Genomic DNA, 22,141 nt, shown 5'->3' with positions numbered 1-22,141 from the left:
CTGCACACCGCACCCGTCGGACTCGGTTCAGCGTGGTCCGAGCCCGGTGCGCCCGTCGATCAGCTCGCGCACGGCGTCCAGGTGACCGGCGTGCCGAGCGGTCTCCTCGATGACGTGCAGAATGATCCGTCGCAGGTCGGTGGTCTGCGACGCCAGCGTCTCGTCGGGATGCCGGCCCGCGGGTGTCGCCGACAACGGGGCCGCGGCGATGATCGCGTCGGAGATGTCGCACTGGTCGCGGTAGAAGCCGAAGACCTGCCACGGCGATCGAGTCGTGCGCAGTGGTGTGTTCTCGTCCGGCCAGGGCAACGGCTCCACCGAACCGCGGAAGACCTCCTGGAACCAGTGGCGTTCGGCATGACCGAGGTGCTCCACCAGCCCGAGCGGCGACCATCCGGAGGGCAGGACCGGCGTGCGCAGCGAGGGCTCGTCCAGATCCGCCAGGATGGCCCGGATGCTGACACGCTGATATTCGAGGAACTCACACAGCGCGGCCTTCTCCATCTCGACCTTCATCACGCCGGCAGGCTAGCGGCCGGCACCGACAGTTTCGCCGGGGTCGTTCAGTCGATCGACGAGCCGGCAAGCGTCGATGGGAACATCGACCTCGAATCGATCGAGGAGAACCGCGAAGTCGGCCACGCGATTGACACGTCCGGGTCGGGACGGGCAAGGTTGCGGTCGGCCACGCGCACCGCGTGGGCACTCTGCATGAGGGAATGACGCCTGTGATCCGGGTAGGCCGAGCGGCCGCCTGAGTGTCGACCACGCGACGGACGACCGTCGTGTGCCTGCGGCACGGCGGGGCGGCCCGACGTTTCCTCCGCCCGTCGCAGCTTCTCTCATGCATCGAGGTCTCCCGTTGAGCATGGATGCCCGCATCCAACAGTCAGTCGTCGTCAACCTGTCGCGCCGGCCCGCGCCCGTCGAGGTGGGGCCGTTCGTGATCGGGCTGGACCCGACGACGACCAGCCCGTACGTCAACTACGCGACGCCGCGTCCCGGCGCCGCCGTCACCGCGGCCGACGTCGCCGCCCTGGTCGCGGCGTTTCACGCCGCCGACCGCAGACCCCGCCTGGAGTACGTCACCAGTTGCGTCCCCGATCTGGAGGCGCTGCTGACCGCCGCCGGCTTCACCGTGGAGGCCCGGCACACCTACCTGGTCTGCGTGCCGGACACGCTGGCGTCCCCACCCGTGCCGGACCACCTGAGCCTGTGCGAACCGGCTACCGATTCCCAGCGCGCGGCGCTGATCAGCGTGCAGAACGAGGCGTTCGGCGGCGATCCGGCCGTGTCCGAGGCCGACGTGGCTCGCCTGCGCCGCCAGCAGGACGCCGGCGGCGTGGTCGTCACGGCCGTCACCGAGGACGGTGGCTGCGCGGGCGGCGGCGGTGCGGCAGCGCCCGTCGGCGCGGTCAGCGAGGTGGCCGGCATCGCCGTCCGCGCGCCCTTCCGCCGCCGGGGACTGGCGTCCGCGATCACCGCCGACGTCACCCGGCGGCTGTTCGACGCCGGTGCGGAGGTCGCCTGGCTGGAGGCCGGCGGCGAGGATTCGTGGCGGGTCTACGAGCGCGTCGGCTACCGGCCCGGCGGTCGACGGCTCTACACATCGATGGACTGAGCCGCGCCGAGGCGCCCGGGCTGAGGTTCGACGACCGAGGCCCGGGCCACCGCGGCAGGCCGACCCTGCTGCGCCGTCCACCGCCGGCACGGGGCGGCGGTCGGTGCCCCCGTGCCGCAGAAAGGTCCAGGCCGGGGCGATCAGGATGGGGAGGGCAGGCGATGCGGCGTCTCGGCCCACGGGTACGACCCCGGGCTGTCGAGCAGGTGGTCCCAGATCACGCCGAGAGCGAAGGCGTGCCGGCCCAGCACTCCCTCGTGGCGCAGCGTGAAGCCGTCCGGGCCGGAGGTCAGCCGGACCGTGCTCAGCTCGCCGTCCGGCAGTGTGGCGAGCGGTTCAGGGAAGACCGGCCTGTCGGCGGTCGTCCACGTCCACCGCAGGGTCTCGTCGTCGACGTGCTCCAGCCGGATCGCCAGGTCGCCGGCCGGCAGCACCGTCGCGGGGACCTCGACGGGGGCGGGCCGGTGACGGACCACAGTCACCCGGTCCAGGTCCTCGCCGTCCTCGTCGTCCGCGACCAGGGACAACAGCGCCCACTCGGCGGCCTTCGCCGGTTTCTGCTCCCAATCGCGGTCATCCGGACCGGCCAGTACGGTGCGCCGTCGCGTCTCCTCGGTCACCGCCCAGATGTGCAGCTCGTGCTGCTCGGGCGGGTCCTGGTCGGTGCGTACCGACTCGTGCAGCCGGTTGCGGGCGTGAACCCGCACCCGGACCAGCCCGCGGGGGACGGTGAGGTCGGTGAGCGCGTCCGGGGGACCGCCCATGAGCCCGACGACCGACATCTCACCGAAGGGACTCCACAGGGTCGCCTCACTGATCGCGTCCCACCCGTCCTCGACCTCGGTCGGCGGGCCGGGCAGGACACGCGCACGCACCTCGATCCCACCGGTGTGGACGCCACAGAAGCCGGTGAACTGGTACGGCCCACCGACGTGCAGGAGCCCGTCACCGAGGGTGTAGATGGGCATGCCGGTCTCTCCCGGCACTGCGGACACGTCGTACTGGCAGTAACTGACGGACACCCGCGTCCAGCCGGACACCGGTTGCTCCCGTCGCTGCTCTGCGCGGTCCGCGTCGGCCATCGCCGAATCGTAGCGGCGTCCGGAGCGGACGGTGCCCCGCTGCGCGGCCGGCTCGGGAGTCTTGTCGGCTGGCCGCCGCCGCGCGCTACGGGTACACCTGGGCGGTGATCCTCATTCAGCGGATCCGCGTCCGGTGGACCGCCGCCGCCCGCGGCGCGCCCGCGGCGAACGCCCGCCGCGGCCTCGTCCGGGCGATGCCGCCGCCCCGGCCGCTTCCGGACGCCGAGGTGGTCGTCCACGACGTGCTCGCCGACCAGGAGGCCGGCTACGAACACCGGGAAGGGGTACGCGCCGGAGGCGTCGCGCTGGCCCGCGAGGTCGGACTGTGGCTCGGGCACGATCGGGCGTCGGTCGTCGTGGACCGGCTGCCCGGATCGGCGGCGTATCCGCGGGCGCCGGGGTCGGCGCGGCTGTTCACGCTCGCACCGGGACAGGTCGGCCGCTACCGGGCCAACTTCCGGTTCACCGGATGCGCGTGCAGCCCGAGCTGGTACTACGAGGAATGGCTCGTGCACGTGGGTCACGGCACGGGGGCGCCTTTCGGGTACGGCGAGCCGGACCGCGACGTCGACCACCGTGTCCGGCTGTACGGGGGCGCGCCCGCGCGGCTGCGAGACCGGCCAGTTGACTCACCCCGTCGCACGCCGCGTGAGCGGTGATCGAGCAGTCCGCCGGTTCGTGTCGAGCCCGGGAGAAGGTGGAGTGGTGGGCATCGCGTGGCGGCACTCGCCGGAAGGGCTGATCGCGCGCAGCACCGTCACGCTGAACCGGACGGACAGAGCCACCGCACGCGGTCACCGGCCACTCGCGGCGTCCGTGCGGTGTCACGAACGCGGCGTCCGATCCCCGCCGGACAGCCGGCCCGTTGTCGACCAGGCTTTCCACCATGAACAACGCACTTGACGGCAAGGTAGCTCTGGTCACCGGTGGTGGCCGTGGCATCGGCGCGGCGGTGGCCCTGCGCCTGGCCGAGGACGGCGCCGATGTGGCGCTGACGTTCCAGCAGAACCAGCGTCGCGCCGACGACGTGGTGGAACAGATCAAGGCTGTGGGACGGCGGGCGATCGCCGTGCGGGCCGACAGCGCCGATCCGGCAGCGGTGATCGCGGCGGTGGACCGGACCGCCGGTGAGCTGGGCCGGTTGGACATCCTGGTCAACAACGCGGGCGCGTTCCTGCTCGGGCCGCTGGAGCAGTTGAGTCTCGACGAGTTCGAGCAGACAGTCGCGGTGAACGTCCGGGCCCCGTTCGTCGCCTCGCAGGCCGCGGTGCGCCACATGCCGGCGGGCGGACGGATCGTCAACATCGGCAGCAACACGGCCGAGCGGGCGGTCTTCCCGGGCTTCTCGCTCTACGCGATGAGCAAGACCGCCCTGATCGGTCTGACCAAGGCGCTCGGGCGCGAACTCGGCGGTCGAGCGATCACGGTGAACCTGGTGAACCCCGGTGCCACGGACACCGAGCTGAACCCGGCCGACGGCCCGAACGCGGACACGATCAACGGTTTCACCGCGCTCGGCCACTACGCGCAGCCGGCCGACGTGGCCGCCGCCGTGGCGTTCCTGGCCGGCCCGGACGGGCGTTACGTCACGGGCGCGACGGTGAACGTCGACGGCGGATTCACCATCTGATCGGCTCCCTTCCCGGCGTACTGGCCGCGGCCCGTTTCCACTCGCCTCACCGGGGACGGGCCGCACCTGTCGGAGGCGACAGCTAGGCTGTTCCGGTGCGGAGGGCGGTGTACCGGGGTGGCCGTCGTGGCTGACGCGGACGACGTCCGCCGGGTGGCGCTGTCGCTGCCGCACGTGGTCGAGATCGACAGTGACGGCTTCGACTTCCGGGTCGCCGGCAAGGGGTTCGTCTGGTCGTATCCCGAGCGCACGCCCGGTCGGCCGCGACGTATCCGCACCGACATCGCCGTGCTGTACGTGGGCGACGAGGCGGAGAAGCAGGCGTTGCTCCTCGGCGAGCCCGACCTGTTCTTCACCACGCCCGCGTACGACGGGTCACCCCTGGTCATGCTGCGGCTGGCGCACGTCGGCGTCGAGCGTCTGACGGAACTGGTCACCGACGCGTGGCGGATGCGTGCCCCGGACTCGTCGACCGGTGACCCCGCGGCGGGCGCCGGCGCGTGACGCCGGCCGTCTCGGCGGCGGGCCACCGCCGGCCGCCCGCTATCCGTCGAGGATCTGCTCCCGCAGGATGTCCGCGTGCCCGCAGTGCTGGGCGAGTTCGCGCAGGACGTGGAGGTACACCCAGCGCAGCGGAAGCGGGCCCCGCCGGTGCCCGGTGAGGAGGTCGTCCAGACCCCGCGTGGAGGTCGCCCGGCGTGACGCGTCGCGGGCGTCGCGGTATGCCCGCCGGACGCCGGCGATCGTGTCGCCGTCGTCGAGGAGGAACGAGTCCTCGGACCGCTCGGGGATGCCGATCTCGGCACGCGACCGGCCCGTGACGGCCTCGTCGAACCAGACCTTCTCGACGAAGGTCGCGTGCTTCACCAGACCCAGCAGCGTGGTGCGGGAGGCCACCAACGACCGGCGTGCCTGCTCCTCGGTCAGCCCGTCCAGGCAGCGGTCGAGCGCGTCGCGGTGCTCGTCGAGGAACGCCTCGAACTGGGCCTGGATCGGCTGCGCGACGACCTCGGCGGAGAAGGTGGGCGGAAAGGACGGCATGGACCGAGCATTCCAGATCGACGCCCGCCGCCCGGCCGACGAACGCCGGACCGGTGTCGCGGGTGTCCTCGTGCGGGCGGATGAGCAGCGTTTCTCAGGCGGACCGCTGACGTGCCGCGACGATCTCGGCGTGGTGGGCGACCGCCCAGTCGGCCAGCGCGGAGAGCGGCTCCAGAAGGCTGACACCGAGTGGCGTCAGCCGGTACTCGACGCTCGGCGGCACCGTCGGGAAGACCTCACGTTCGACCAGGCCGTCGCTCTCCAGCGCGCGCAGTGTCCGGGTGAGCATGCGCGGGCTGATGCCCTCGACGGCCCGGTGCAACTCGTTGAACCGGTGCGGATGCCGGCCGAGCAGGGTGAGCAGCAACAGCGTCCACTTGTCGCTCGTCCGCCTCAGCAGGTCGGTGACCGGGCAGCGGTCGTACTCGCCGGCCGGAACCGGCACCGGCAGCCGGTGATCGTGCAGCGAGGCGCTCACATCGGTGTCACCTGTGGACATGAAAGTGCCTTCTTCCGCCTCCGCCGACCTGCTGCCCAGGATGAGGCAGGCCGATGAGCAAGACGATAAGGGGGCGACGTGGGCGTCGTGGTGGTCAGTGGCGGCACGAACGGCATGGGACGTGCGTTCGCCCTGGGGCGGGCCGAACGTGGCGACCGCGTCCTGGTGCTCGGTCGCAACCGTGAACGTGGCGAGACGATGGCCGGCGGCCTGATCGCCTTCCTTCCCGTCGATCTGTCCAGCATGGCCGAGACGCGGCAGGCCGTCGAGCACATCCTCGGCGAGCACCGGGTCGTGGACGCGTTGGCGCTGTTCGCGAATGCGGTGGCGCCGCGTCGCGTCGTGACGGTGGAGGGACTGGAGCGCACGTTCGCGCTCTACTACGTCAGCCGCTACCTGCTCAGTTTCGGTCTCCGTCCGGCCCTGGACCGGGCGACCGCACCGGTGATCGTGAACGTCGCCGGTGTCGGGGTCACGAAAGGCGGGGTGAGATGGGCCGATCCACAGATGACGGCGGGCTACTCGGCCGTCGCCGCGCAGTTGCAGGCCGGCCGGGCCAACGACCTGCTCGGCGTGGGCTTCGCCCAGCGGTCCGGTAGCCGCGCCCGATACGTGCTCTACCATCCCGGGTTCACCAGGAGCGGTGACCGTAGCGCGCTCCCGTTCGTGGTACGAGGGCTGCTCGCGGTGGCGGCGGCGGTCGCCGCCCGGCCCGTCGCGGACGCGGTGGCGCCGATTCACCGGTTCCTGGACGCGCCACCGACCGCGCCGGTGACCGCCGTCGACCGGGGGAAGCGGCTTCCGCCCGATTTCCCGACCCTCGACCCCCACGACGCCGAGCGGTTGATGGACCTCACCGAGAGGCTCCTGCGGTGAGCGCCTGTACGCGCGCCGCGCCGACGCTACGGCTGGAAGTACTCGGACATCATGTCGTCGACCCATTCCGGCTGGCGGACGTCGGCGGGGACGAACTCCTTCAGCACCGGCTTCAGGTCGACGACGGGCGTGCCCGACACCGCGTCGAGGCCCACCACCGTCAGCTCCCGGCCGTCGACGGACTCGATCCGGCAGCAGGTCACGCCGATGCGGTTCGGCCGGCGAGGGCCGCGACCGGCGAACACGCCCATCGGCGGCAGGTCGGCCCGGCCGCGGTAGGGGCGGGGTTCCCGGAAGTCGCCGCCGTCCGGGAACCGGTCGAAGACGAAGAAGACCTCCACATGGGAGAACTCATCCAGGCCCTGGAGGCACGCCTCGCCGAAGCGCTCGTCGACGACGATCGTGCTGCGGACGGCGCCCCAGTTGTCGCTGTGCTGGATGTCCGTCCGGTCGTTGCGGACCGTACCGATGGAAGTGATCTCGAAGTTGCGCACGATCGGATTCTCCGTTCCGTGTGGCCGGTCAGGCGGCGAGCAGCAGGGCGCTGATCACCAGCATCACCAGGGCGGTGGCGCCGTGAACGCCGTAGACGGCGGTCGCGGGGCCGTTGCTGCGGCGCACGATCAGCGCGTCTCCGACGGGTATGCCGGTGGCGGCGAGCATGAACCAGCCCAGCAGATGGGGTGTCGCGCCGACTACCAGGATGAGGATGAAGACGCCGGAGGCGATGTCGCGTACGGCCTTGACGGTCAGCCAGGCCCGGAAGGTCGGGTCCTCGGTCGGCGTGTCGGGGATGCCGAAGCCGGCGGCGCCCTGCGGCGCCCGGAAGGCGAGCACTCCCATGAGGACGCAGCCCGCGCCGATCAGCCCGGCGAGCACTGTGGCGACTGTGGTGAGCATGGACGGTGTCCCCTCGGTGACGGCGGCGGACGGCTAGCGGCGCTAGTGGTGAGAGCGACGATAGGTTGCCGACGACAGGATGTCTAGCGCTGCTAGGATCGGGTCATGTCCGCAATCAGCGAGCGCCGCGAACGTGAACGGGCGCAGCGTCATCGATTGATCGTCGCCACCGCGCGCGAGCTGGCCGAGACCGAGGGCTGGGAGGCGGTCACCACCAGGCGGCTGGCGGACCGGGTCGAGTACAGCCAGCCCGTGCTCTACAGCCACTTCGACGGCAAGGACGCCATCGTCGCCGCGGTCGCCCTGGACGGGTTCACCGAACTCGCCACCCACCTGAGCCGCGCGCGGCAGGCCGCGCCCGACCCCGGGCGGTCCCTGCGCGCCGTCTGCCACGCCTACCTGGACTTCGCGACCGAGCGGCCGGCCCTGTACGACGCCATGTTCGTCCTGCCCACCGAACTGCGGTTCGCCAGCGCCGAGACCCCGCCGCCGCTGCGAGCCTGCTTCGACGAGTTCGTCAGCTGCTTCGACCCCGCAGACGAGCGGCGGGAGCTGTCCGCGGAGGTCCTCTGGAGCGCGCTGCACGGCATCACGGTGCTGTCCCGCAGCGGCCGTGTCCCGGCGGGCGGGCAGGAGGAGCGACTCGACTTCCTCGTCGCCCGGTTCGGGACAGCCGAGGACGGGGCCGCTGGCCTAGGATCGTGATCATGGACGTTCTCCGATACGCGGCGTTCACCGCCGACCCCGCCGGTGGCAACCCGGCCGGCGTCGTCCTGGACGCGGCCGGGGTGGGCGACGCGGAGATGCAGCAGGTGGCGGCCGAGGTCGGCTACTCCGAGACGGCGTACCTCGTGCCCGCGGGCGGGGACGGGCGGTTCACGGTGCGCTACTTCAGCCCGAAGGCGGAGGTGCCGTTCTGCGGCCACGCGACGATCGCCTCGGCGGTCGCCTACGCGCAGCGGCACGGCCCCGGCGTGCTGCACCTGGACACCCGCGCCGGGTTGGTCGAGGTCGCCACGAGCGTGCAGGCCGACGGCACCACGACCGCCACGCTGACCAGCGTCGCGCCGCGCACCGTACCCCTGAGCGCCGGCGACCTGGCGGCGCTGCTCGCCGCGTTGCGCTGGTCACCGGACGATCTCGACGCGACGTTGCCGCCGCGTGTCGCGTACGCCGGGGCCTGGCATCCGATCGTGGCCGCCGCGACCCGCAAGCGCCTGGCGGACCTGGACTACGACATGGCCGCGCTGAGCGCGCTGATGGCCGAGCGGGACTGGACGACGATCGACCTGGTGCACCGGGAGTCTCCGCTGGTGTTCCACGCGCGCAACCCGTTCCCGCCCGGCGGCGTGGTCGAGGACGCCGCGACCGGGGCGGCGGCCGCCGCGTTCGGCGGTTACCTCCGCGAGTTGGGCCTGGTGCAGCCGCCCGCGACGGTCACCGTGCGGCAGGGCGAGGACATGGGCCGGCCGAGCCTGCTCACCGTCGGCATCCCCGCCGGACCGGGCGCCGGGATCGCGGTGACCGGCACCGCCGTGCCCATCCCGGAGGAGGACGTGCGGTGACGGGCAGCGGGCCACGCTCACCTACCGGCACCGGCCGTCGCGTGCCTTGACGAAGGCGTGCACCGACGCGGGCTGCCGCCTGTCGGATCCGGGGTGACTCGTTCGTAGTACGGGTGAGAGGCGGCCGCACCGGGCCGCCCGGACAAGGGAGTCATGGCATGCCGCGGTACCTGATCTCGTTCAACGACGGCGCGATGGACCACATCCCCGCCGAGGAGATCCCCCAGGTGGGCAAGGACGCGCACGCGGTCATCCAGGAGGCCGTGAACGCGGGTGTGTTCGTGTACGGCACCGGGCTCGAACGCCAGCAGGCGAGCATCGTGGGTACGGACGGGGTGGTCACCGACGGGCCGTTCCCGGAGACCAAGGAGGTCATCGGCGGGTTCGTGGTCCTCGACGTGTCCTCACGCGACGAGGCGCTGAAGTGGGCCGCCAAGATCGCCGTCTCGTGCCGCTGCGCCCAGGAGGTCCGGGAGATCATGCCCGACCCCGAGACGGAGGCGATGCTCCGCGCGGCGGGCCGGTGACGGGTCCGACGTCGACGCGATGACGGAGTGGGCGTGGCACCCGGACGGCAGCCACGCCCACCATGATCGCTAGCCTCGTGCGGTGAAACGTGAACTCGCCGCACTGTCCCTGCTGTTCGTCTCCGCGTGTGCACCAGCGGAGCCCGCGCCGTCGTCGTCCGCCGCTCCATCGTCGTCGCCCTCCTCCGCCGCGGCGGCGTCGGCCGCGCCGCAGGCCGGCTCGACCGCGCCCGCGGACAAGGTCGCGACCGGGGCGTGCAACATGGTGGCTCGGGTGATCGAGCAGCAGGACGTCCGCTTCACCTCGAACTCGCCGATCGCCCTGCGCGCCCGCCGGGCGACCGACCCGGGTGTCCGGGAGGCCGGTGAGCGACTGGCGGTGGTGACGAAGGAATCCGGAGACATGTTCATCCGGAACGACCCGAACGAGGACACCGGTCCGGTCGACGCGCGCATGGCCGAGGCACAGCGCGGGCTCCTCACCGCGTGTACGGCCCTGTTCGGTCCGCAGCCGTGGCCGTTCGCCCCGTCGCCGACAGCGAGCAGCTGAGCCGGGTGGTGCGCGGCGCCGGTCGATCAGATCGTGGGCGGACTGGGGTGACTGGCCGAGGCCGGCCGCGAAAACCGGTTGGCGGCTCCGGCGAGCGCTGTTAGCTTTCCGGTGGCCGTGCCGGAGGACGAGGGAGGTGGTACCCGTGACCGCAGTAACGACATGGGTGCTCCCCTCGGGGGTCACGGCCGGGCGATAGGTCGTCCGGGAGCGCCGTCGCACTCCCGAAAGGCACGACCATGCGATTCACCTCCGAACAGCGCCTCGCCGACGGCGTCCGCGAGCGTACGTTCACCCTCGGCGAGATCCCCGGCCTCCTGTGGACCCCCGCATCCGCGTCCGAGCCGGCCCCGCTGATCCTGCTCGGTCACCCCGGCGGACTGCGCCGGATGTATCCCCGCCTGGTGGCCCGTGCGGAGGGCTGCGTCGCGCAGGGCTTCGCCGCGGCCGCCATCGAGCTTCCCGGAAGCGGCGACCGCCCCGCGTCCGCCGCCGCCGAGCAGGCCCGCGCCGACCTGCGCCGAGCCCTGGCGGCCGGTGAGCCGGTCGCCGACGAGATCGTCGACCGGCTCGTCCTGCCGCTGGTCGGGAAGGCGGTCCCGGAGTGCCGGGCCGCGCTGGACGCCCTCCTCGCGCTGCCCGAGGTCGGAGGCCCGGTCGGGTACGCCGGCGGGGTGATCTCGATCGGCGTACGGCTGGCGCTGGTCGAACCGCGCATCGTGGCCGCGCTCCTGTTCGCCGGGAGCTTCGTGCCGCGCACCATCATCGAGGAAGCGCGGCGGGTCACCATTCCGCTGCACGTCCTGCTGCAGTGGGACGACGAGGGCAACGACCGGCAGATGGCACTGGACCTGTTCGACGCCTTCGGCTCCACCGAGAAGACGCTGCACGCCAACATGGGTGGGCACACGGGCGTTCCGCATTTCGAGGGGGACCCCGCGAACCGGTTCTTCGCCCGGCACCTGCGGTAGCGGCGCGCAAGCGCCGGACCCCGGCAGGACCCGCCGTTAGGGTGGGGCACATGGCGCCCGTGACCGGACTGGACCACGTCGTCATCGCCGTGTCCGACTGGCGGGGCGCCACCGACTTCTATCGCGACGTCGTCGGCGCCGAGGTGATCGGCGTCGGCGGCGACCGCGTCGCCTTTCGGGTCGGCCCCCAGCAGTTGAGCGTGCACGGGCCGGGGCTCGACCTCGGCGGCAACGTCGCGCGCGTCCCGGTCCGCCCGGGCAACAGCGACATCTGCTTCGTCTGGGCGGGACGGATCGAGGAGGCGGTGGCGCACCTGCGACGGCACGGCGTCGAGGTGGAGACGGGACCGGTCCGGCGGGTCGGTGCCGGTGGCGCCGGGACCAGCGTCTACTTCCGCGACCCGGACGGAAGCCTGCTGGAGTTCATCTCCTACCAGGAGACGCCGTGACGGTGGCCGGTCAGAGCGGGATTCACATCGGCCCGCCGACCGGCGACGCCCAGGTGGGGCGCCGGATCAGGCAGAACGGGTGGCCCGCGGGGTCGGCGTACACGTGGTCGCCCGGCAACCGCCGCGCGCCCAGAGCGAGCACCGCCGCACCCGCCGCGTCCTGGTCGTCGACCATCACGTCCAGGTGCATCTGCTGCGGCACCGCCGCATCCGGCCATGTCGGCGGCGTCAGCCCGGAGGCGCGCTGGAACGCCAGCCCGGACGCCGCAGTACTGGTCGACACGACGGCGAAGTCGTCGTCCGCGTACGTGATCGGGTCGCCGAGGACCGCGCTCCAGAACCGTGCCTCGGTCATCGGATCCGGGCAGTCGACGATCAGGTGGTGGAGCCTGCCGAGCGGCATCGCGATCACCTCGTCAGCTCAGCCGCAGGTCGTGCTCGTCGAGGGCGGCCTCGATGACGTCCAGCGCCTTCGGCCCCATGCCGTGCAGGCGGGCCAGCTCCGCTCGCGGCACCCCGGCGAGCCGGCGCAGCGTGGTGTAGCCGGCGGCGGTCAACGCCCGCGTGGCCGGTGCGCTGATCTTCGGCAGGCGGTCCAGGGACGACGTCATCGCCCGATGCTAGACCGCTAGGACCAGGCCCGATGCCCCTCCGGGCGCCCGACTGCCCCGGACGCGAACTCGTCCCCTTCAGATAGCCCTCAGGGCGGACTCGGGGAGAAGGCCCGAGGGGCATATCGGGGCGTTTCCGTATAGGACTCGGGTGGGGCGCCGCTGAAGAATCGACGAGCATCCACACACTGGGAGGTACCGTGTTCCGACGTACCGTGGCCGTCGCTCTGGCCGCGCTCACCGTCCTGGCGGGACTGCCCGGCGCGGCGCGCGCCGACGGTCCGCCGCAGCGGCTCGTCTGGGGCGAGTGCGCCGACGACCTGCCGAACGTCCCGCCGGACGAGCGCGTGCGATGCGCCCGGCTCCGCGTGCCGGTGGACTGGACCCGGCCGAACGGCCCGACGTTCGAACTCGCCGTGGCACGCCGGCTCGCGCGAGCGCCGGAGCGGCGGGTGGGCACGCTGGTCTTCGGGCCGGGCGGCCCCGGCGACTCGGGGGTGGAGCGCATCCGCAAGGGCGACCGGTTCAGCGGCGAGTTGCTGGACCGGTTCGACCTGGTCAGCTTCGACCCGCGCACCGTGGCCCGCACCGCCGCGCCCGTCTGCACGCCGGATCCGGCGCTGCGCAAGCCGCCCGTCCCGCTGACCGGCCAGGCCGACTTCGACGCCGCAGTGGCCTACAACAGGGCCCTGTGGAGCAGGTGCCGCCCGACCAGCCCGGTGTTCGACCACGCCGACACGCTCAGCACCGTTCGCGATCTCGACGCGTTGCGGCGGGCGCTGGGGGAGCGGCGGCTGTCCTTCCACGGCAGCTCGTACGGCACACTGCTGGGCCAGCAGTACGCCGAGCGGTACCCCGGCCACGTGCGGGCCGTCGTGCTGGAAGGCGTGTTCGACCACAGTCTCGACGTGCGGTCCTTCGTGCGGACACAGGCCGCCGCGTTGCAGGACTCGTTCGACGAGTTCGTGTCCTGGTGCGACGGGTCGGCGGACTGTGTGCTCCACGAACGGGACGTGCGGTCGGTGTGGGCGCGGGTGCTGGCCCGCGCGGACCGTGGCGGGTACGCCCCCCGTACCGCCTTCGACGTCACCGCCGTGGCACTCGGCCTGCTCGCCGGGCCGCGCTGGCCGCAACTGGCCGCGACCGTGCGGGACATGGACGCCGGCACGCCGCCACCGGAGGTGAACCTCCCGCTCTCGGTCGCGGCGTTCTGCGCGGACTGGCCGGCGCGGGTGCGCGACTACACCGACTACGCCGGCCTGGTCCGGGACGCCGTGGCAGTCGCCCCGGACGTCCGGTACGGCGCCGGTCTGCTGGCCGTGCAGACCTGCCTGGGCTGGCCGTCCCCGGTCCGCAACCCGCCGCGCGCGCTGAACGTGCACACCCGCACGCCGCTGCTGCTGCTCAACGCGCGGCACGATCCGCGCACCGGCTACGCCTGGGCGGAGAACGTCGCCCGGCAGTTGGGCCGGCACGGGCGTCTGGTCACCTACGAGGGCTGGGGCCACGGCACCTACCAGCGCACCGCCTGCACGGAGGCGGTGGTGGACAGGTACCTCGTCGACCTGACGGTGCCCGCCCCCGGCACGCGATGCCCGGCGAGCTGACCCGGCGCGCCGCTAGAGCGCCGGTCCCGGGTCCGACGCGCCGGCGAGCGTACGGGCCGCCGGGCGCCGGTGCGGCAGCGCCGCCAGGCCCAGCACGAGCAGCAGCAGGACCGTGCCGACCAGGAACGGCAGCGACAGGGCGGGCTGGCCGAGCCACTCCCACGGCACGTGCCAGCGCGGGTGCGGCTCGTCCAGGTGGTGCGTCAGCATCAGCGGCCCGCCGAGCAGGATCGGCGCGGCCCAGAACACCATCGCGACGCCGTACAGGACCTTCGCGGGCCCCTGCACCAGCGGGCGCCGTCCCTCGGTGCGCCGGCTGGCCCAGCCGAACAGGACCCAGCCGCCGGCCAGGCCCAGCACGAAGCCGAGCATCCCGGCGGGGTAGGCGGTGCCGGGGGTGGCGCGACTGAGAGTGACGTTCGTCGAGCCGTCGGCGGTGAGTTCCACGGCGAGGATGTGGTCGCCGCGTTCGGCGTACACGGTGATGTCGGAGGGGATGGACGCCGGGTCGCATTGCGGAGTGTCGGGCACGCAGTCGTAGGCGTTGGCGTAGAAGGGCTCGTGGCGCCTCCATCCGGCGGCGTCCAGGCGTTTCCGCAGGTCGGTGAGGCCGCCGGCCGGCGTCTGATCGAACGACGCGGTCAGCTCCGCCAGCGCGTACTCGCCGCCGTCGCCGAGCAGCAGCTCGGACAGGAGATCCTCGCCGAGCGGGTGCCCGTAGACGAGGAACACGGCGGGCGGATCGTCCCGGTCGAGGTGGCCGGCCTGCCGGTCCGGGTAGAGCTGTCCCACCACGGCGGCCAGGTCCCGGTGGTCGAGCGGACGGGAGCCGAGCCAGGCGAGCCAGGTGCCGAACGACGCGGCGAACAACCCGCAGACCACCGCGAAGACCGACACCCAGGCCACGACGGTACGGCTCGCCGGCCGTCCCAGCCGGGCGCGCAGACCGTGGCGTACGAGATTCGCCGCCACCCGGGTACGCCGGTGGGCCGCGCCGACGTCTCGTACCGTCTCCAGGATCTCGGCCCCGCGCGCGCGGCGGTAGTCACGGGGGTAGGCCAGCAGCAGCCAGCGGTGCATGGGTGTCTCCCTACGGGGCCGCGACGGTGGGGGTCAGGCGGTGCGGGGCCGCACGGCGCGCAGCCGGGTCTCGGCGGCGGACGCGAGCTGCCGCAGCCGCTCGGTCTGGCGTGCCAGCTCGGCCTGCCCGTCGGCGCGCAGCCGGTAGTACCGGCGCAGCCTGCCGTCGACCACCTCTTCGTGGCTGAGTTCGACGAGGCTCTGCGCGACCAGCCGGTCCAGGGCGGCGTAGAGCGTGCCCGGCAGCAGGTTGACGCGACCGCCGGACAGGCCGGCGACCTCCTGGATGATCCCGTAGCCGTGGCGCGGCTCGTCGGCCAGCGCGGTCAGGATCAGGAACGTCGCCTCGCGCATCTCACTCACCGAGGCAACATATACAGTCAATCAATACATCGTCAACGGTCGTCGAGCAGATGCCGTCCGGCCATGAAGGCGCGCAGCGTCCCGGCGTCCTCGGCGGACATCAGCCACCGGGGGATCACGGTGGCCGGCATCCGTCCCACGTACACGATCCAGAAGTCCGGGGTCTCGGTGACCCGCGTGACGCCGTCCCAGGCGATGCCGCCGGACTCGGAGCCGCTGCGCATCATGATGTTGCGGTCGTCGATGTCGTAGCCGCCCTCGACGGCGTAGCCGCCGGAGCGGCGCCGGGCCCGCCACCGCACCCACGGCGCGTACAGCATCGACAGCACGCCGGCCACGATGAACGCGGTCCACAGCGACGCGAAACGGTCACCCCGCTCCGACGCCTGCGAGGCGATCCACCCGATCACCCCGATCGCGGCGAGGGCCGCGCCGATGTAGCCGAACCGGCGCAGCCGGGCGGCGGCCAGCGCGGCGGCCACGCGGGCCGGATAGGCGGGGTCGGCCGGTACGGCGAAACGGATCTGCATCGGCACCGAGGACCACCCACCGGACTCGTGTTCGGGACGGCGGGAGCGCTGCCCCGCGAAGACGTGCGCTCCACGTTACCGGTGGCCGGCCGGGGTGCGGTTTTCCGCACCCCGGCGGCTGCGGCCGGCCCGCTCAGGTCGGCGGTCGACCTCATGGTCCGGAACACCGCGGCTCCATAGCGTCATCGGCATGATCCGTTTGTGGCACGTAGCCGGCCGGCTGGCCGAGGAATCCGATCCGCCGCGGGGTGGGCTGGCCGGGTTGGTGACCGATCTGATGGAGCGGCTCGGCGCTCCGGGCGCCGGCTTGGCGGTGGCGCTGGAGAACCTGTTCCCGCCCATCCCGAGCGAGGTGATCCTGCCGTTGGCGGGGTTCACCGCCAGTCAGGGCCGGATGAACCTGTTCGCCGCGATCATCTGGACCACCATCGGTTCGGTGGTGGGCGCGCTGGCGTTGTACCGCGTCGGCGCCGCGCTCGGACGCGACCGGGTCCGCGCGATCGCGGTACGGCTGCCGTTGATCCAGGTGAGCGACATCGACCGGACGGAGACGTGGTTCGCCCGGCACGGGGTGAAGACGGTCTTCCTGGGCCGCATGATCCCGATCTTCCGTAGCCTCATCTCCATCCCGGCCGGTGTGGAACGCATGCCGGTCCCCACGTTCCTGCTCTACACCACGCTGGGCAGCCTGATCTGGAACACCGTGTTCGTGATGTCCGGCTACCTGCTCGGGGAGAACTGGCACGTCGTCGAGCCGTACGCCGGGACGTTCCAGCGGGTCGTCATCGTGGTGTGCGCGCTCGCCGTCTCGTACTTCGTCGTGTCCCGGCTGATCAGGGCGCGCCGTCCGCGACCGGCGACCGAGCACGCCGTACGCGGCACGCTGTACGGAACCCCGCGCCGGCCGGACGACGGCCGGTGACCGGTGGCTAGGTTGGCAGGCGGCCGGACACGCGCCCGGCCGCCCGCCATCGACCCGGGACGACACGAGCCACGACGGGAGGCCCCGATGCCGGAGCACACGGTCCGCGGTCGGCGGTCGCGCCTTCTCGCCGTGGCCCGGCGAGGCCGGCCGGTGGCGGCCGTGGCCGTCGGAGTCCTGACCGCCGCGGCCGAGGCGCTGTTCCTGCTCCTCGCCGGGCTCGCCGTGGTCGCGGTCTCGCCGGCGCCGGCGGTCCGTCGCCGAGTCGGCGCCACCACCGTCCGGTACGCCCGGCGCGTCGCGGAGTGGGAGCGGCGACGCCTGGCGGTCGTCGCCTCGGAGGAAGTGCCACCACCGGTGCGGGCGAGCGGAGCCCGGGTCGTCGGCTACCTGGCCGCCCGGCTCCTGCCGGCGGCGCTCGGCGCGCTCACCGCCGGGCTGCTCGTGGTCGGCGTGGTGCTCGCCGCGATCGTGGTGCGCTCCTTCGTGGCGGGCACCATGACCGTCGCCGGGTTCCTGCTCCAGGTGCTGATCGGGGCCGCGCTGCTCGCGGTGAACCTTCAGGCGATGGCCGGTGTGGGCACGCTGGACCGCCGGCTGGCCCACCGCCTGCTCGAATCCCACACGCGCGAGGCGTTGCAGCGGCGGATCAGCGAACTCGCGGTCAGCCGGGCCGGCGTCATCGCCGCTGTCGACGCCGAGCGTCAGCGCATCGAGCGCGACCTGCACGACGGGTTGCAACAACACCTCGTCGCCCTCGGCATGCTGCTCGGGCGGGCGCGCCGCAGCCGCGACCCCGACAAGGCACGCGCGCTTCTCACGCAGGCGCACGAGGATGCCCAGCGTGCCGTCGACGAGCTGCGGGAGGTGGCCTGGCGGGTCTATCCGTCCGCACTCGACCACACCACCCTCGACGAGGTGCTGACCATGGTGGCACAGCGGTCGGCGACACCCGTCAAGATCATCTACGATGTGCCGGTCCGGCCCGCACGGCCGGTCGAGACCGTGCTCTACTTCGTCGCCTGCGAGGCCCTCACCAACGCCACCAAACACGCCCGTGCCACGCTCGTCGCGATCGAGATCGAGGCGCGGGACACGACGATCGGGATGCGTGTGCACGACGACGGCATCGGCGGCGCCGACCCGCACGGCAGCGGCCTGCAGGGGCTCGCCCGCCGAGTAATCGCGCTGGACGGCCGGTTCGACGTGCACAGCCCAGCCGGTGGACCCACCACGATCCGAGCGGAGCTGCCGTGCGCATAGTCCTCGCCGAAGACTCCACCCTGCTCCGCGAAGGGCTGATCCGCCTCCTGGCCGACGAGGGACACCAGGTGGTGGCCGCCGCCGCGGACGCCGACCAGCTCGTCGCCGCCGTCGACGAGCACCGCCCCGACGCCGTCGTCACCGACGTCCGGATGCCGCCCACCAACACCGACGACGGACTGCGGGCCGCGCTGGAGATCCGCCGCCGCTGGCCGCACGTCGCCGTGCTGGTCCTGTCCCAGTACGTCGAGAAGCGCTACGCCGCGAAGCTGCTCGCGGACCGGTCCGAAGGCGTCGGCTACGTCCTCAAGGACCGCGTCGCCCAGGTCGAGGAGTTCCTCGACGCGCTCGACCGCGTCGCCGCCGGCGCCACGGCGCTCGACCCCGAGGTCGTCCGGCAGCTCATGTCCGCCACGAGCCACAGCGACCCGCTGGGCCGCCTCACCCCCCGGGAACGCGACGTGTTGCACCACATGGCGCAGGGGCACACCAACGCCGCGATCGCCGGACGCCTGCACGTGTCGCAGAGCGCTGTCGAGAAGCACGTCAACACCATCTTCGACAAGCTCGACCTGTCCCACGTGACCGGCTACAGCCGCCGCGTCCTGGCGATCCTGCGCTACCTGGGCTCCTGATCCCGACCGGCTCGTGAAGGGGACGGCCGGTCAGATCCGGCGCAGCACCAGCGTCACGAACCCCAGCACGCCGCGGTATCCGCGCAGCCACTGGTCGCGGTGCTCCCGGGCGGCGGCCAGCGCGCCGGCGGCATCCGGGTGACCCGGGTTGTCCAGCGCCCACTCGGTCAGCGAACCGGTCCACGACCACTCGTAGTCGTCCCACTCGGCGGCGTCGCTGACGTGCGCGTACACCGGGGTCCATCCGGCCTGCTCGCCGGCCGCGACCAGACCGGCGAGGTCGGTGTGGTCCTCCGGCTTCGCGTCCAGCGCCGCCAGTGCCTCCGGCGTCGGCGGCACCTGCCAGAATCCCTCACCGACCATCAGGACGCCGTCGGCGTTCACGTGCCGGCCGGCCAGCTCCAGCGTGCCGCCGAACCCGCCGAACGCGTGCGTCGACCCGACGCAGAGCACCAGGTCGTAGTCGCCGTCCGGCACGTACGACCGGGCGTCGCGCTCGTGCAGCGTGAGCCGGTGGGCGAGGCCCCGCACGGCGGCGGCCTCAGTGGCGCGTTCGAGCGCGTGCGGGTTGAGGTCCACGCCGTCGGCGTGCCCGTCCGGGTGGTGCGCGAGTGCCTGCAACGCCCAGGCGGCCTCGCCGCAGCCCAGGTCGAGGATCCGGGCCGCCGGTCGGCGACCGGCCCGGCGCAGCAGCCGGTTGACGTTGACGCCGGAGAGCGGGGCCGCGATCGGGTGGTGCGAGTGCGCGATGCTGCTCAGCCGTTGACGGTCCATCGTCGCAGTCAACACGAGCACAACCGGATTGTCGTGCCGGTCAGGTGCGGCAGATGACCGTCGCGTCGTCGGTGGCGACGCCCTCGCGTGCCTCCGCCTCGCGCACCCGGCGGACCACCTCGGCGGGGCCGTCGGTCTCCAGCAGGCGCAGCAGCCCCGGCCAGTCGGTCAGGCCGAACGTGTCCACGAGGCGGCTCGCGCCGTTGCTGAGCAGCGCCGCCGTGCGTACGTCGTCGGCCGGGCACTCGCCGGTGACGGCCTCGTCCACCACCCGGGGGTCGTCCTTGGCGACCCAGAACCCGCCGGGGCTGTTCCGCCGGGCCCGCAACTCCATGAACAGCCGCCGGTACTCGTCGCCGCCCTCGGGCACGTCCCTCAGCCGCTCCTCGAAGGACCGGGCGATCACCACCTCCCGCGGATCGTGGGCGACGACGGGCTCGCCCACAGCTCGGCCGACCACCGCGACCGCGTCGCCGAGGACCAGGTGCTCGACGGTCCCGCCGGAGAACCGGAGCATCGCCACTGCGGCGAACGGGCTGATCGGGTGGGTGACGTCGCAGGTGTCGCGGTGCTGGTCGGTGACCCGCTCGATGCCCTCGGCCAGCACGTCGCGCAGGCTCCGATCCTCGGCCAGCGCCCCGAGCAGCGCGCCGCCGAGCCGGGTCGCGTACCAGGCGATGCCGTGGTGGCAGACCTCGTCCGCGCCGGAGATGCCACCGGCGCCGTCGACCAGGACCATGCCGCAGGGGACGGCGCCGGCGAAATCCTCATTGGCACGGCCGGGATGCCCCGCGTCGGTCGCCATCGCTACCCGCATGCGCCCCATCATGCCTGCGTCGGCGGCCACGCGGTGCCCCGCGAGGCTTGATCTCAAGCGCGGTTGAGGTCCTAGCGTCGTGCTCACCCGACCACTGCCGGAGGTAGACCACCATGACGACGCCGCACCTGTCCGACGCCGAACTCGCGGGCCAGCCGGCCGCCTACTGGACGGGCGTCGCGTACGAGTCGCTGATCGCCTTCACCCGCGCCCGGCAGGCCGAGCACGGCCTCACCCAGCCCCAGTTCTGGCTCCTGCGCAACCTGTCCCCGAACGACCTGCTGCCCGGCGGCGGCGGGCTGACCGTCCCCGAGCTGCGGCAGGCGATGGCCTCGTATCTGCGGGCCGAGGACGACCTGGACGCCGAGGCGGAGGTGCTGCGGCAACGCGGCTGGCTCAGCCGCGACGCGGCCGGCCGGCTGCGGATCACCGAGGCGGGGGAGGCCGCCCGGGACCGCCTCAAGCAGCACGCGCCGGCGATCCGCGCCCGGATCCACGAGGGCATCGACGACGCGGACTACGTCACCACGCTCAAGGTGCTCCGGCAGATGATCCGCAACACCGGCGGCACCGGGTAGCGAACCGGCCCGACTCAGGACGCCCGTAGCCGCCGGACGGCCAGGCGCACTCCCTGATGGAGCAGCACGCCGGCGCCGGTGTTGACGACGGCGAGCACTGCCGCGCCGAGCAGTCCGGCGCCGGCGTCCATCACGTCGGTCGCGACCAGCACGGCCGGCCAGCCCAGCGCCGCGACGGCGAGCGACGACCGCCACCAGCGCCCGAGGAGAACCCCGAACAGGATCAGCACCGGGATCATCGCGGACGACCTCCCACCGCCGGCTCGTTCGAGCGTACGCCCAGGCCACCCCCCGTCGGTCGTCGCGACTGCCGGAATCGGCCGTACGGGCACGCCCGGGCAGCCAGGATGAGGTGATGCGCGCCAGTCAGAAGATCCGCCACCGGCACGCCGACGTCGACGGCCTGGAGGTGTTCCTCCGCGAGGCCGGACGCCCCGGCGACCCGGCGGTGCTGCTGCTGCACGGATTTCCCAGCTCGTCGCACACGTTCCGCGAGGTCATGCCCGCCCTCGCCGAGGTCGCGTACGTGCTCGCGCCCGACCTGCCCGGCTTCGGGATGTCCTCGTCGCCCACCGTCGCCGAGTACGACTACACGTTCGAGAACCTGTCGTGGACGGTCGAGCGGCTCCTCGGCCGGCTCGACGTGAACCGCTTCTTCGTCTACCTGCACGACTTCGGCGCGCCGGTCGGGTACCACCTGGCCACCCGCGCCCCGGAACGGATCCGCGGCCTCGTCGTGCAGAGCGGCAACGCGCACGCCGACGGGCTCGGCGCGCAGTGGGACACCGCGCGGGCGTACTGGGCGGACCCGGGCGAGGCCACCCGCGCCGCGCTGCCGGACTGGCTGACCTTCGCCGGCACCCGGGACCAGTACCTCGCCGGGCTGCCCGATCACGTACGCCGGTTGCAGGCGCCCGAGGCGTGGCACCTGGACTGGGCGCGGATGACCCGGCCCGGCAACGTCGAGGCGCAGTTCGCGCTGTTCACCGACTACGCGAACCACGTCGCCCGGTTCGGCGAGATCGCCGCGTACCACAGCGCCCACCAGCCGCCGGCGCTCGTGCTGTGGGGCCGGCACGACGCGTACTTCGACGTGGACGAGGTGCTCGCGTACCACCGCGCGCTCGACCGGATGGACGCGCACATCTACGACGGCGGCCACCTGCTGCTGGAGACCCACGCGGCCGAGTGCGCCGCGCTCATGCGCGCGTTCGTGCGGGACAACTCGTGAGCCGGGCAGCCGCCGACCT

At 72.8% G+C, this 22,141-nt stretch carries 31 protein-coding genes; 17 read left to right on the top strand and 14 right to left on the bottom strand.

The annotated features are described in order from the left end of the window. Positions 1-27 precede the first annotated feature (27 nt). Positions 28-504, bottom strand: a complete 477-nt coding sequence (locus ACN27C_RS26725; protein ID WP_162959104.1) for a DinB family protein — start codon at positions 502-504, stop codon at positions 28-30. 364 nt (positions 505-868) lie between these two features. Between ACN27C_RS26725 and ACN27C_RS26720 the strand changes: the two genes are divergently transcribed. Beyond that, positions 869-1,621 carry a GNAT family N-acetyltransferase gene (locus ACN27C_RS26720; RefSeq protein ID WP_422748910.1) on the top strand — a complete coding sequence of 251 codons (753 nt, stop codon included), beginning with the start codon at positions 869-871 and terminating at the stop codon, positions 1,619-1,621. Positions 1,622-1,761: 140 nt separating this feature from the next. Here the strand turns inward: ACN27C_RS26720 and ACN27C_RS26715 are convergent, their stop codons facing one another. After that, positions 1,762-2,703, bottom strand: coding sequence for a hypothetical protein (locus tag ACN27C_RS26715; protein WP_422748908.1), 942 nt, complete (start codon positions 2,701-2,703; stop codon positions 1,762-1,764). Between the two features lie 104 nt (positions 2,704-2,807). Here ACN27C_RS26715 and ACN27C_RS26710 point away from each other — a divergent pair, with 104 nt between their 5' ends. From ACN27C_RS26710 to ACN27C_RS26700, 3 genes are all read left to right on the top strand, one after another. Continuing rightward, positions 2,808-3,362 (top strand): hypothetical protein, encoded by a 555-nt coding sequence (locus ACN27C_RS26710; RefSeq protein WP_422748906.1) that lies wholly within the window; start codon positions 2,808-2,810, stop codon positions 3,360-3,362. Between the two features lie 227 nt (positions 3,363-3,589). Next, on the top strand, positions 3,590-4,333 hold the full coding sequence (locus ACN27C_RS26705; protein WP_422748904.1) for an SDR family NAD(P)-dependent oxidoreductase: 744 nt from the start codon (positions 3,590-3,592) through the stop codon (positions 4,331-4,333). A gap of 126 nt (positions 4,334-4,459) precedes the next feature. After that, positions 4,460-4,837: an MmcQ/YjbR family DNA-binding protein gene (locus tag ACN27C_RS26700; RefSeq protein ID WP_422748902.1), complete on the top strand. Its 378-nt coding sequence runs from the start codon at positions 4,460-4,462 to the stop codon at positions 4,835-4,837. Between the two features lie 39 nt (positions 4,838-4,876). Here the strand turns inward: ACN27C_RS26700 and ACN27C_RS26695 are convergent, their stop codons facing one another. Both ACN27C_RS26695 and ACN27C_RS26690 read right to left on the bottom strand, forming a co-directional pair. After that, entirely contained in the window at positions 4,877-5,374 is a 498-nt protein-coding gene (locus ACN27C_RS26695; protein ID WP_422748900.1) for a DinB family protein, read from the bottom strand. 94 nt (positions 5,375-5,468) lie between these two features. Continuing rightward, the gene (locus ACN27C_RS26690; protein WP_422748898.1) at positions 5,469-5,873 is read right to left on the bottom strand and encodes a winged helix-turn-helix transcriptional regulator; all 405 of its coding nucleotides are present in this window, start codon (positions 5,871-5,873) and stop codon (positions 5,469-5,471) included. A gap of 78 nt (positions 5,874-5,951) precedes the next feature. Between ACN27C_RS26690 and ACN27C_RS26685 the strand changes: the two genes are divergently transcribed. Continuing rightward, a complete protein-coding gene (locus tag ACN27C_RS26685; RefSeq protein WP_252448877.1) occupies positions 5,952-6,749 on the top strand; it encodes an SDR family NAD(P)-dependent oxidoreductase in 798 nt (265 codons plus the stop codon). A gap of 26 nt (positions 6,750-6,775) precedes the next feature. Here the strand turns inward: ACN27C_RS26685 and ACN27C_RS26680 are convergent, their stop codons facing one another. Beyond that, positions 6,776-7,243, bottom strand: coding sequence for an SAM-dependent methyltransferase (locus tag ACN27C_RS26680; RefSeq protein WP_121683989.1), 468 nt, complete (start codon positions 7,241-7,243; stop codon positions 6,776-6,778). 28 nt (positions 7,244-7,271) lie between these two features. Next, positions 7,272-7,649 carry a DUF4267 domain-containing protein gene (locus ACN27C_RS26675; protein ID WP_422748895.1) on the bottom strand — a complete coding sequence of 126 codons (378 nt, stop codon included), beginning with the start codon at positions 7,647-7,649 and terminating at the stop codon, positions 7,272-7,274. Between the two features lie 105 nt (positions 7,650-7,754). Here ACN27C_RS26675 and ACN27C_RS26670 point away from each other — a divergent pair, with 105 nt between their 5' ends. From ACN27C_RS26670 to ACN27C_RS26645, 6 genes are all read left to right on the top strand, one after another. Then, the gene (locus ACN27C_RS26670) at positions 7,755-8,354 is read left to right on the top strand and encodes a TetR/AcrR family transcriptional regulator (RefSeq protein ID WP_422748893.1); all 600 of its coding nucleotides are present in this window, start codon (positions 7,755-7,757) and stop codon (positions 8,352-8,354) included. Positions 8,355-8,356: 2 nt separating this feature from the next. Continuing rightward, positions 8,357-9,214 carry a PhzF family phenazine biosynthesis protein gene (locus tag ACN27C_RS26665; protein ID WP_422748891.1) on the top strand — a complete coding sequence of 286 codons (858 nt, stop codon included), beginning with the start codon at positions 8,357-8,359 and terminating at the stop codon, positions 9,212-9,214. A 158-nt stretch (positions 9,215-9,372) separates the two neighbouring features. Beyond that, positions 9,373-9,741: a YciI family protein gene (locus ACN27C_RS26660; protein WP_091427285.1), complete on the top strand. Its 369-nt coding sequence runs from the start codon at positions 9,373-9,375 to the stop codon at positions 9,739-9,741. A gap of 82 nt (positions 9,742-9,823) precedes the next feature. Beyond that, complete coding sequence (locus tag ACN27C_RS26655) at positions 9,824-10,291, top strand: hypothetical protein (protein WP_121683986.1); 468 nt, start codon at positions 9,824-9,826, stop codon at positions 10,289-10,291. Positions 10,292-10,530: 239 nt separating this feature from the next. Beyond that, positions 10,531-11,262, top strand: a complete 732-nt coding sequence (locus tag ACN27C_RS26650; RefSeq protein ID WP_422748888.1) for an alpha/beta hydrolase — start codon at positions 10,531-10,533, stop codon at positions 11,260-11,262. A 50-nt stretch (positions 11,263-11,312) separates the two neighbouring features. Further along, positions 11,313-11,711, top strand: coding sequence for a VOC family protein (locus ACN27C_RS26645; protein ID WP_422748886.1), 399 nt, complete (start codon positions 11,313-11,315; stop codon positions 11,709-11,711). A 22-nt stretch (positions 11,712-11,733) separates the two neighbouring features. Here the strand turns inward: ACN27C_RS26645 and ACN27C_RS26640 are convergent, their stop codons facing one another. Then, on the bottom strand, positions 11,734-12,114 hold the full coding sequence (locus ACN27C_RS26640; protein ID WP_422748884.1) for a VOC family protein: 381 nt from the start codon (positions 12,112-12,114) through the stop codon (positions 11,734-11,736). A 13-nt stretch (positions 12,115-12,127) separates the two neighbouring features. Beyond that, on the bottom strand, positions 12,128-12,322 hold the full coding sequence (locus ACN27C_RS26635; RefSeq protein WP_091427275.1) for a DNA-binding protein: 195 nt from the start codon (positions 12,320-12,322) through the stop codon (positions 12,128-12,130). A gap of 200 nt (positions 12,323-12,522) precedes the next feature. Here ACN27C_RS26635 and ACN27C_RS26630 point away from each other — a divergent pair, with 200 nt between their 5' ends. Next, on the top strand, positions 12,523-13,929 hold the full coding sequence (locus ACN27C_RS26630) for an alpha/beta hydrolase (protein ID WP_422748881.1): 1,407 nt from the start codon (positions 12,523-12,525) through the stop codon (positions 13,927-13,929). 12 nt (positions 13,930-13,941) lie between these two features. Here ACN27C_RS26630 and ACN27C_RS26625 read toward each other — a convergent pair whose 3' ends face one another. Genes ACN27C_RS26625 through ACN27C_RS26615 form a run of 3 tightly spaced genes read right to left on the bottom strand, consistent with a single transcriptional unit; the run spans position 13,942 to position 15,902 of the window. Next, positions 13,942-15,009: a hypothetical protein gene (locus tag ACN27C_RS26625; RefSeq protein WP_422748879.1), complete on the bottom strand. Its 1,068-nt coding sequence runs from the start codon at positions 15,007-15,009 to the stop codon at positions 13,942-13,944. 33 nt (positions 15,010-15,042) lie between these two features. Continuing rightward, on the bottom strand, positions 15,043-15,363 hold the full coding sequence (locus tag ACN27C_RS26620; protein ID WP_422751676.1) for a PadR family transcriptional regulator: 321 nt from the start codon (positions 15,361-15,363) through the stop codon (positions 15,043-15,045). 41 nt (positions 15,364-15,404) lie between these two features. Then, the gene (locus ACN27C_RS26615) at positions 15,405-15,902 is read right to left on the bottom strand and encodes a YcxB family protein (RefSeq protein ID WP_121683978.1); all 498 of its coding nucleotides are present in this window, start codon (positions 15,900-15,902) and stop codon (positions 15,405-15,407) included. A 190-nt stretch (positions 15,903-16,092) separates the two neighbouring features. On the opposite strand from ACN27C_RS26615, the gene ACN27C_RS26610 reads away from it, so the two are divergent. From ACN27C_RS26610 to ACN27C_RS26600, 3 genes are all read left to right on the top strand, one after another. After that, positions 16,093-16,824 (top strand): DedA family protein, encoded by a 732-nt coding sequence (locus ACN27C_RS26610; RefSeq protein ID WP_422748877.1) that lies wholly within the window; start codon positions 16,093-16,095, stop codon positions 16,822-16,824. A 162-nt stretch (positions 16,825-16,986) separates the two neighbouring features. Beyond that, on the top strand, positions 16,987-18,087 hold the full coding sequence (locus ACN27C_RS26605; RefSeq protein WP_422748875.1) for a sensor histidine kinase: 1,101 nt from the start codon (positions 16,987-16,989) through the stop codon (positions 18,085-18,087). Further along, entirely contained in the window at positions 18,078-18,722 is a 645-nt protein-coding gene (locus ACN27C_RS26600) for a response regulator transcription factor (protein ID WP_120570239.1), read from the top strand. The genes ACN27C_RS26605 and ACN27C_RS26600 overlap by 10 nt, the downstream gene beginning before the upstream one ends. A 30-nt stretch (positions 18,723-18,752) precedes the next feature. Here ACN27C_RS26600 and ACN27C_RS26595 read toward each other — a convergent pair whose 3' ends face one another. Together ACN27C_RS26595 and ACN27C_RS26590 are read right to left on the bottom strand one after the other, a co-directional pair. Next, the gene (locus ACN27C_RS26595) at positions 18,753-19,496 is read right to left on the bottom strand and encodes an SAM-dependent methyltransferase (RefSeq protein ID WP_422748873.1); all 744 of its coding nucleotides are present in this window, start codon (positions 19,494-19,496) and stop codon (positions 18,753-18,755) included. A 40-nt stretch (positions 19,497-19,536) separates the two neighbouring features. Beyond that, positions 19,537-20,313, bottom strand: coding sequence for a hypothetical protein (locus tag ACN27C_RS26590; RefSeq protein WP_422748871.1), 777 nt, complete (start codon positions 20,311-20,313; stop codon positions 19,537-19,539). Between the two features lie 113 nt (positions 20,314-20,426). Between ACN27C_RS26590 and ACN27C_RS26585 the strand changes: the two genes are divergently transcribed. Further along, a complete protein-coding gene (locus ACN27C_RS26585; protein ID WP_422748869.1) occupies positions 20,427-20,891 on the top strand; it encodes a MarR family transcriptional regulator in 465 nt (154 codons plus the stop codon). Between the two features lie 14 nt (positions 20,892-20,905). On the opposite strand, the gene ACN27C_RS26580 is transcribed toward ACN27C_RS26585, so the two are convergent. Further along, positions 20,906-21,130 carry a hypothetical protein gene (locus tag ACN27C_RS26580; protein WP_422748867.1) on the bottom strand — a complete coding sequence of 75 codons (225 nt, stop codon included), beginning with the start codon at positions 21,128-21,130 and terminating at the stop codon, positions 20,906-20,908. A gap of 116 nt (positions 21,131-21,246) precedes the next feature. Here ACN27C_RS26580 and ACN27C_RS26575 point away from each other — a divergent pair, with 116 nt between their 5' ends. After that, positions 21,247-22,122 (top strand): alpha/beta fold hydrolase, encoded by an 876-nt coding sequence (locus tag ACN27C_RS26575; RefSeq protein ID WP_422748865.1) that lies wholly within the window; start codon positions 21,247-21,249, stop codon positions 22,120-22,122. The last annotated feature ends 19 nt before the right edge of the window (positions 22,123-22,141 follow it).

Origin of the sequence: Micromonospora sp. WMMD1219 (genome assembly GCF_049315215.1) — a bacterium.
Lineage (GTDB): Bacteria > Actinomycetota > Actinomycetes > Mycobacteriales > Micromonosporaceae > Micromonospora > Micromonospora tulbaghiae.
This window is presented reverse-complemented; position numbering and strand designations above follow the sequence as displayed.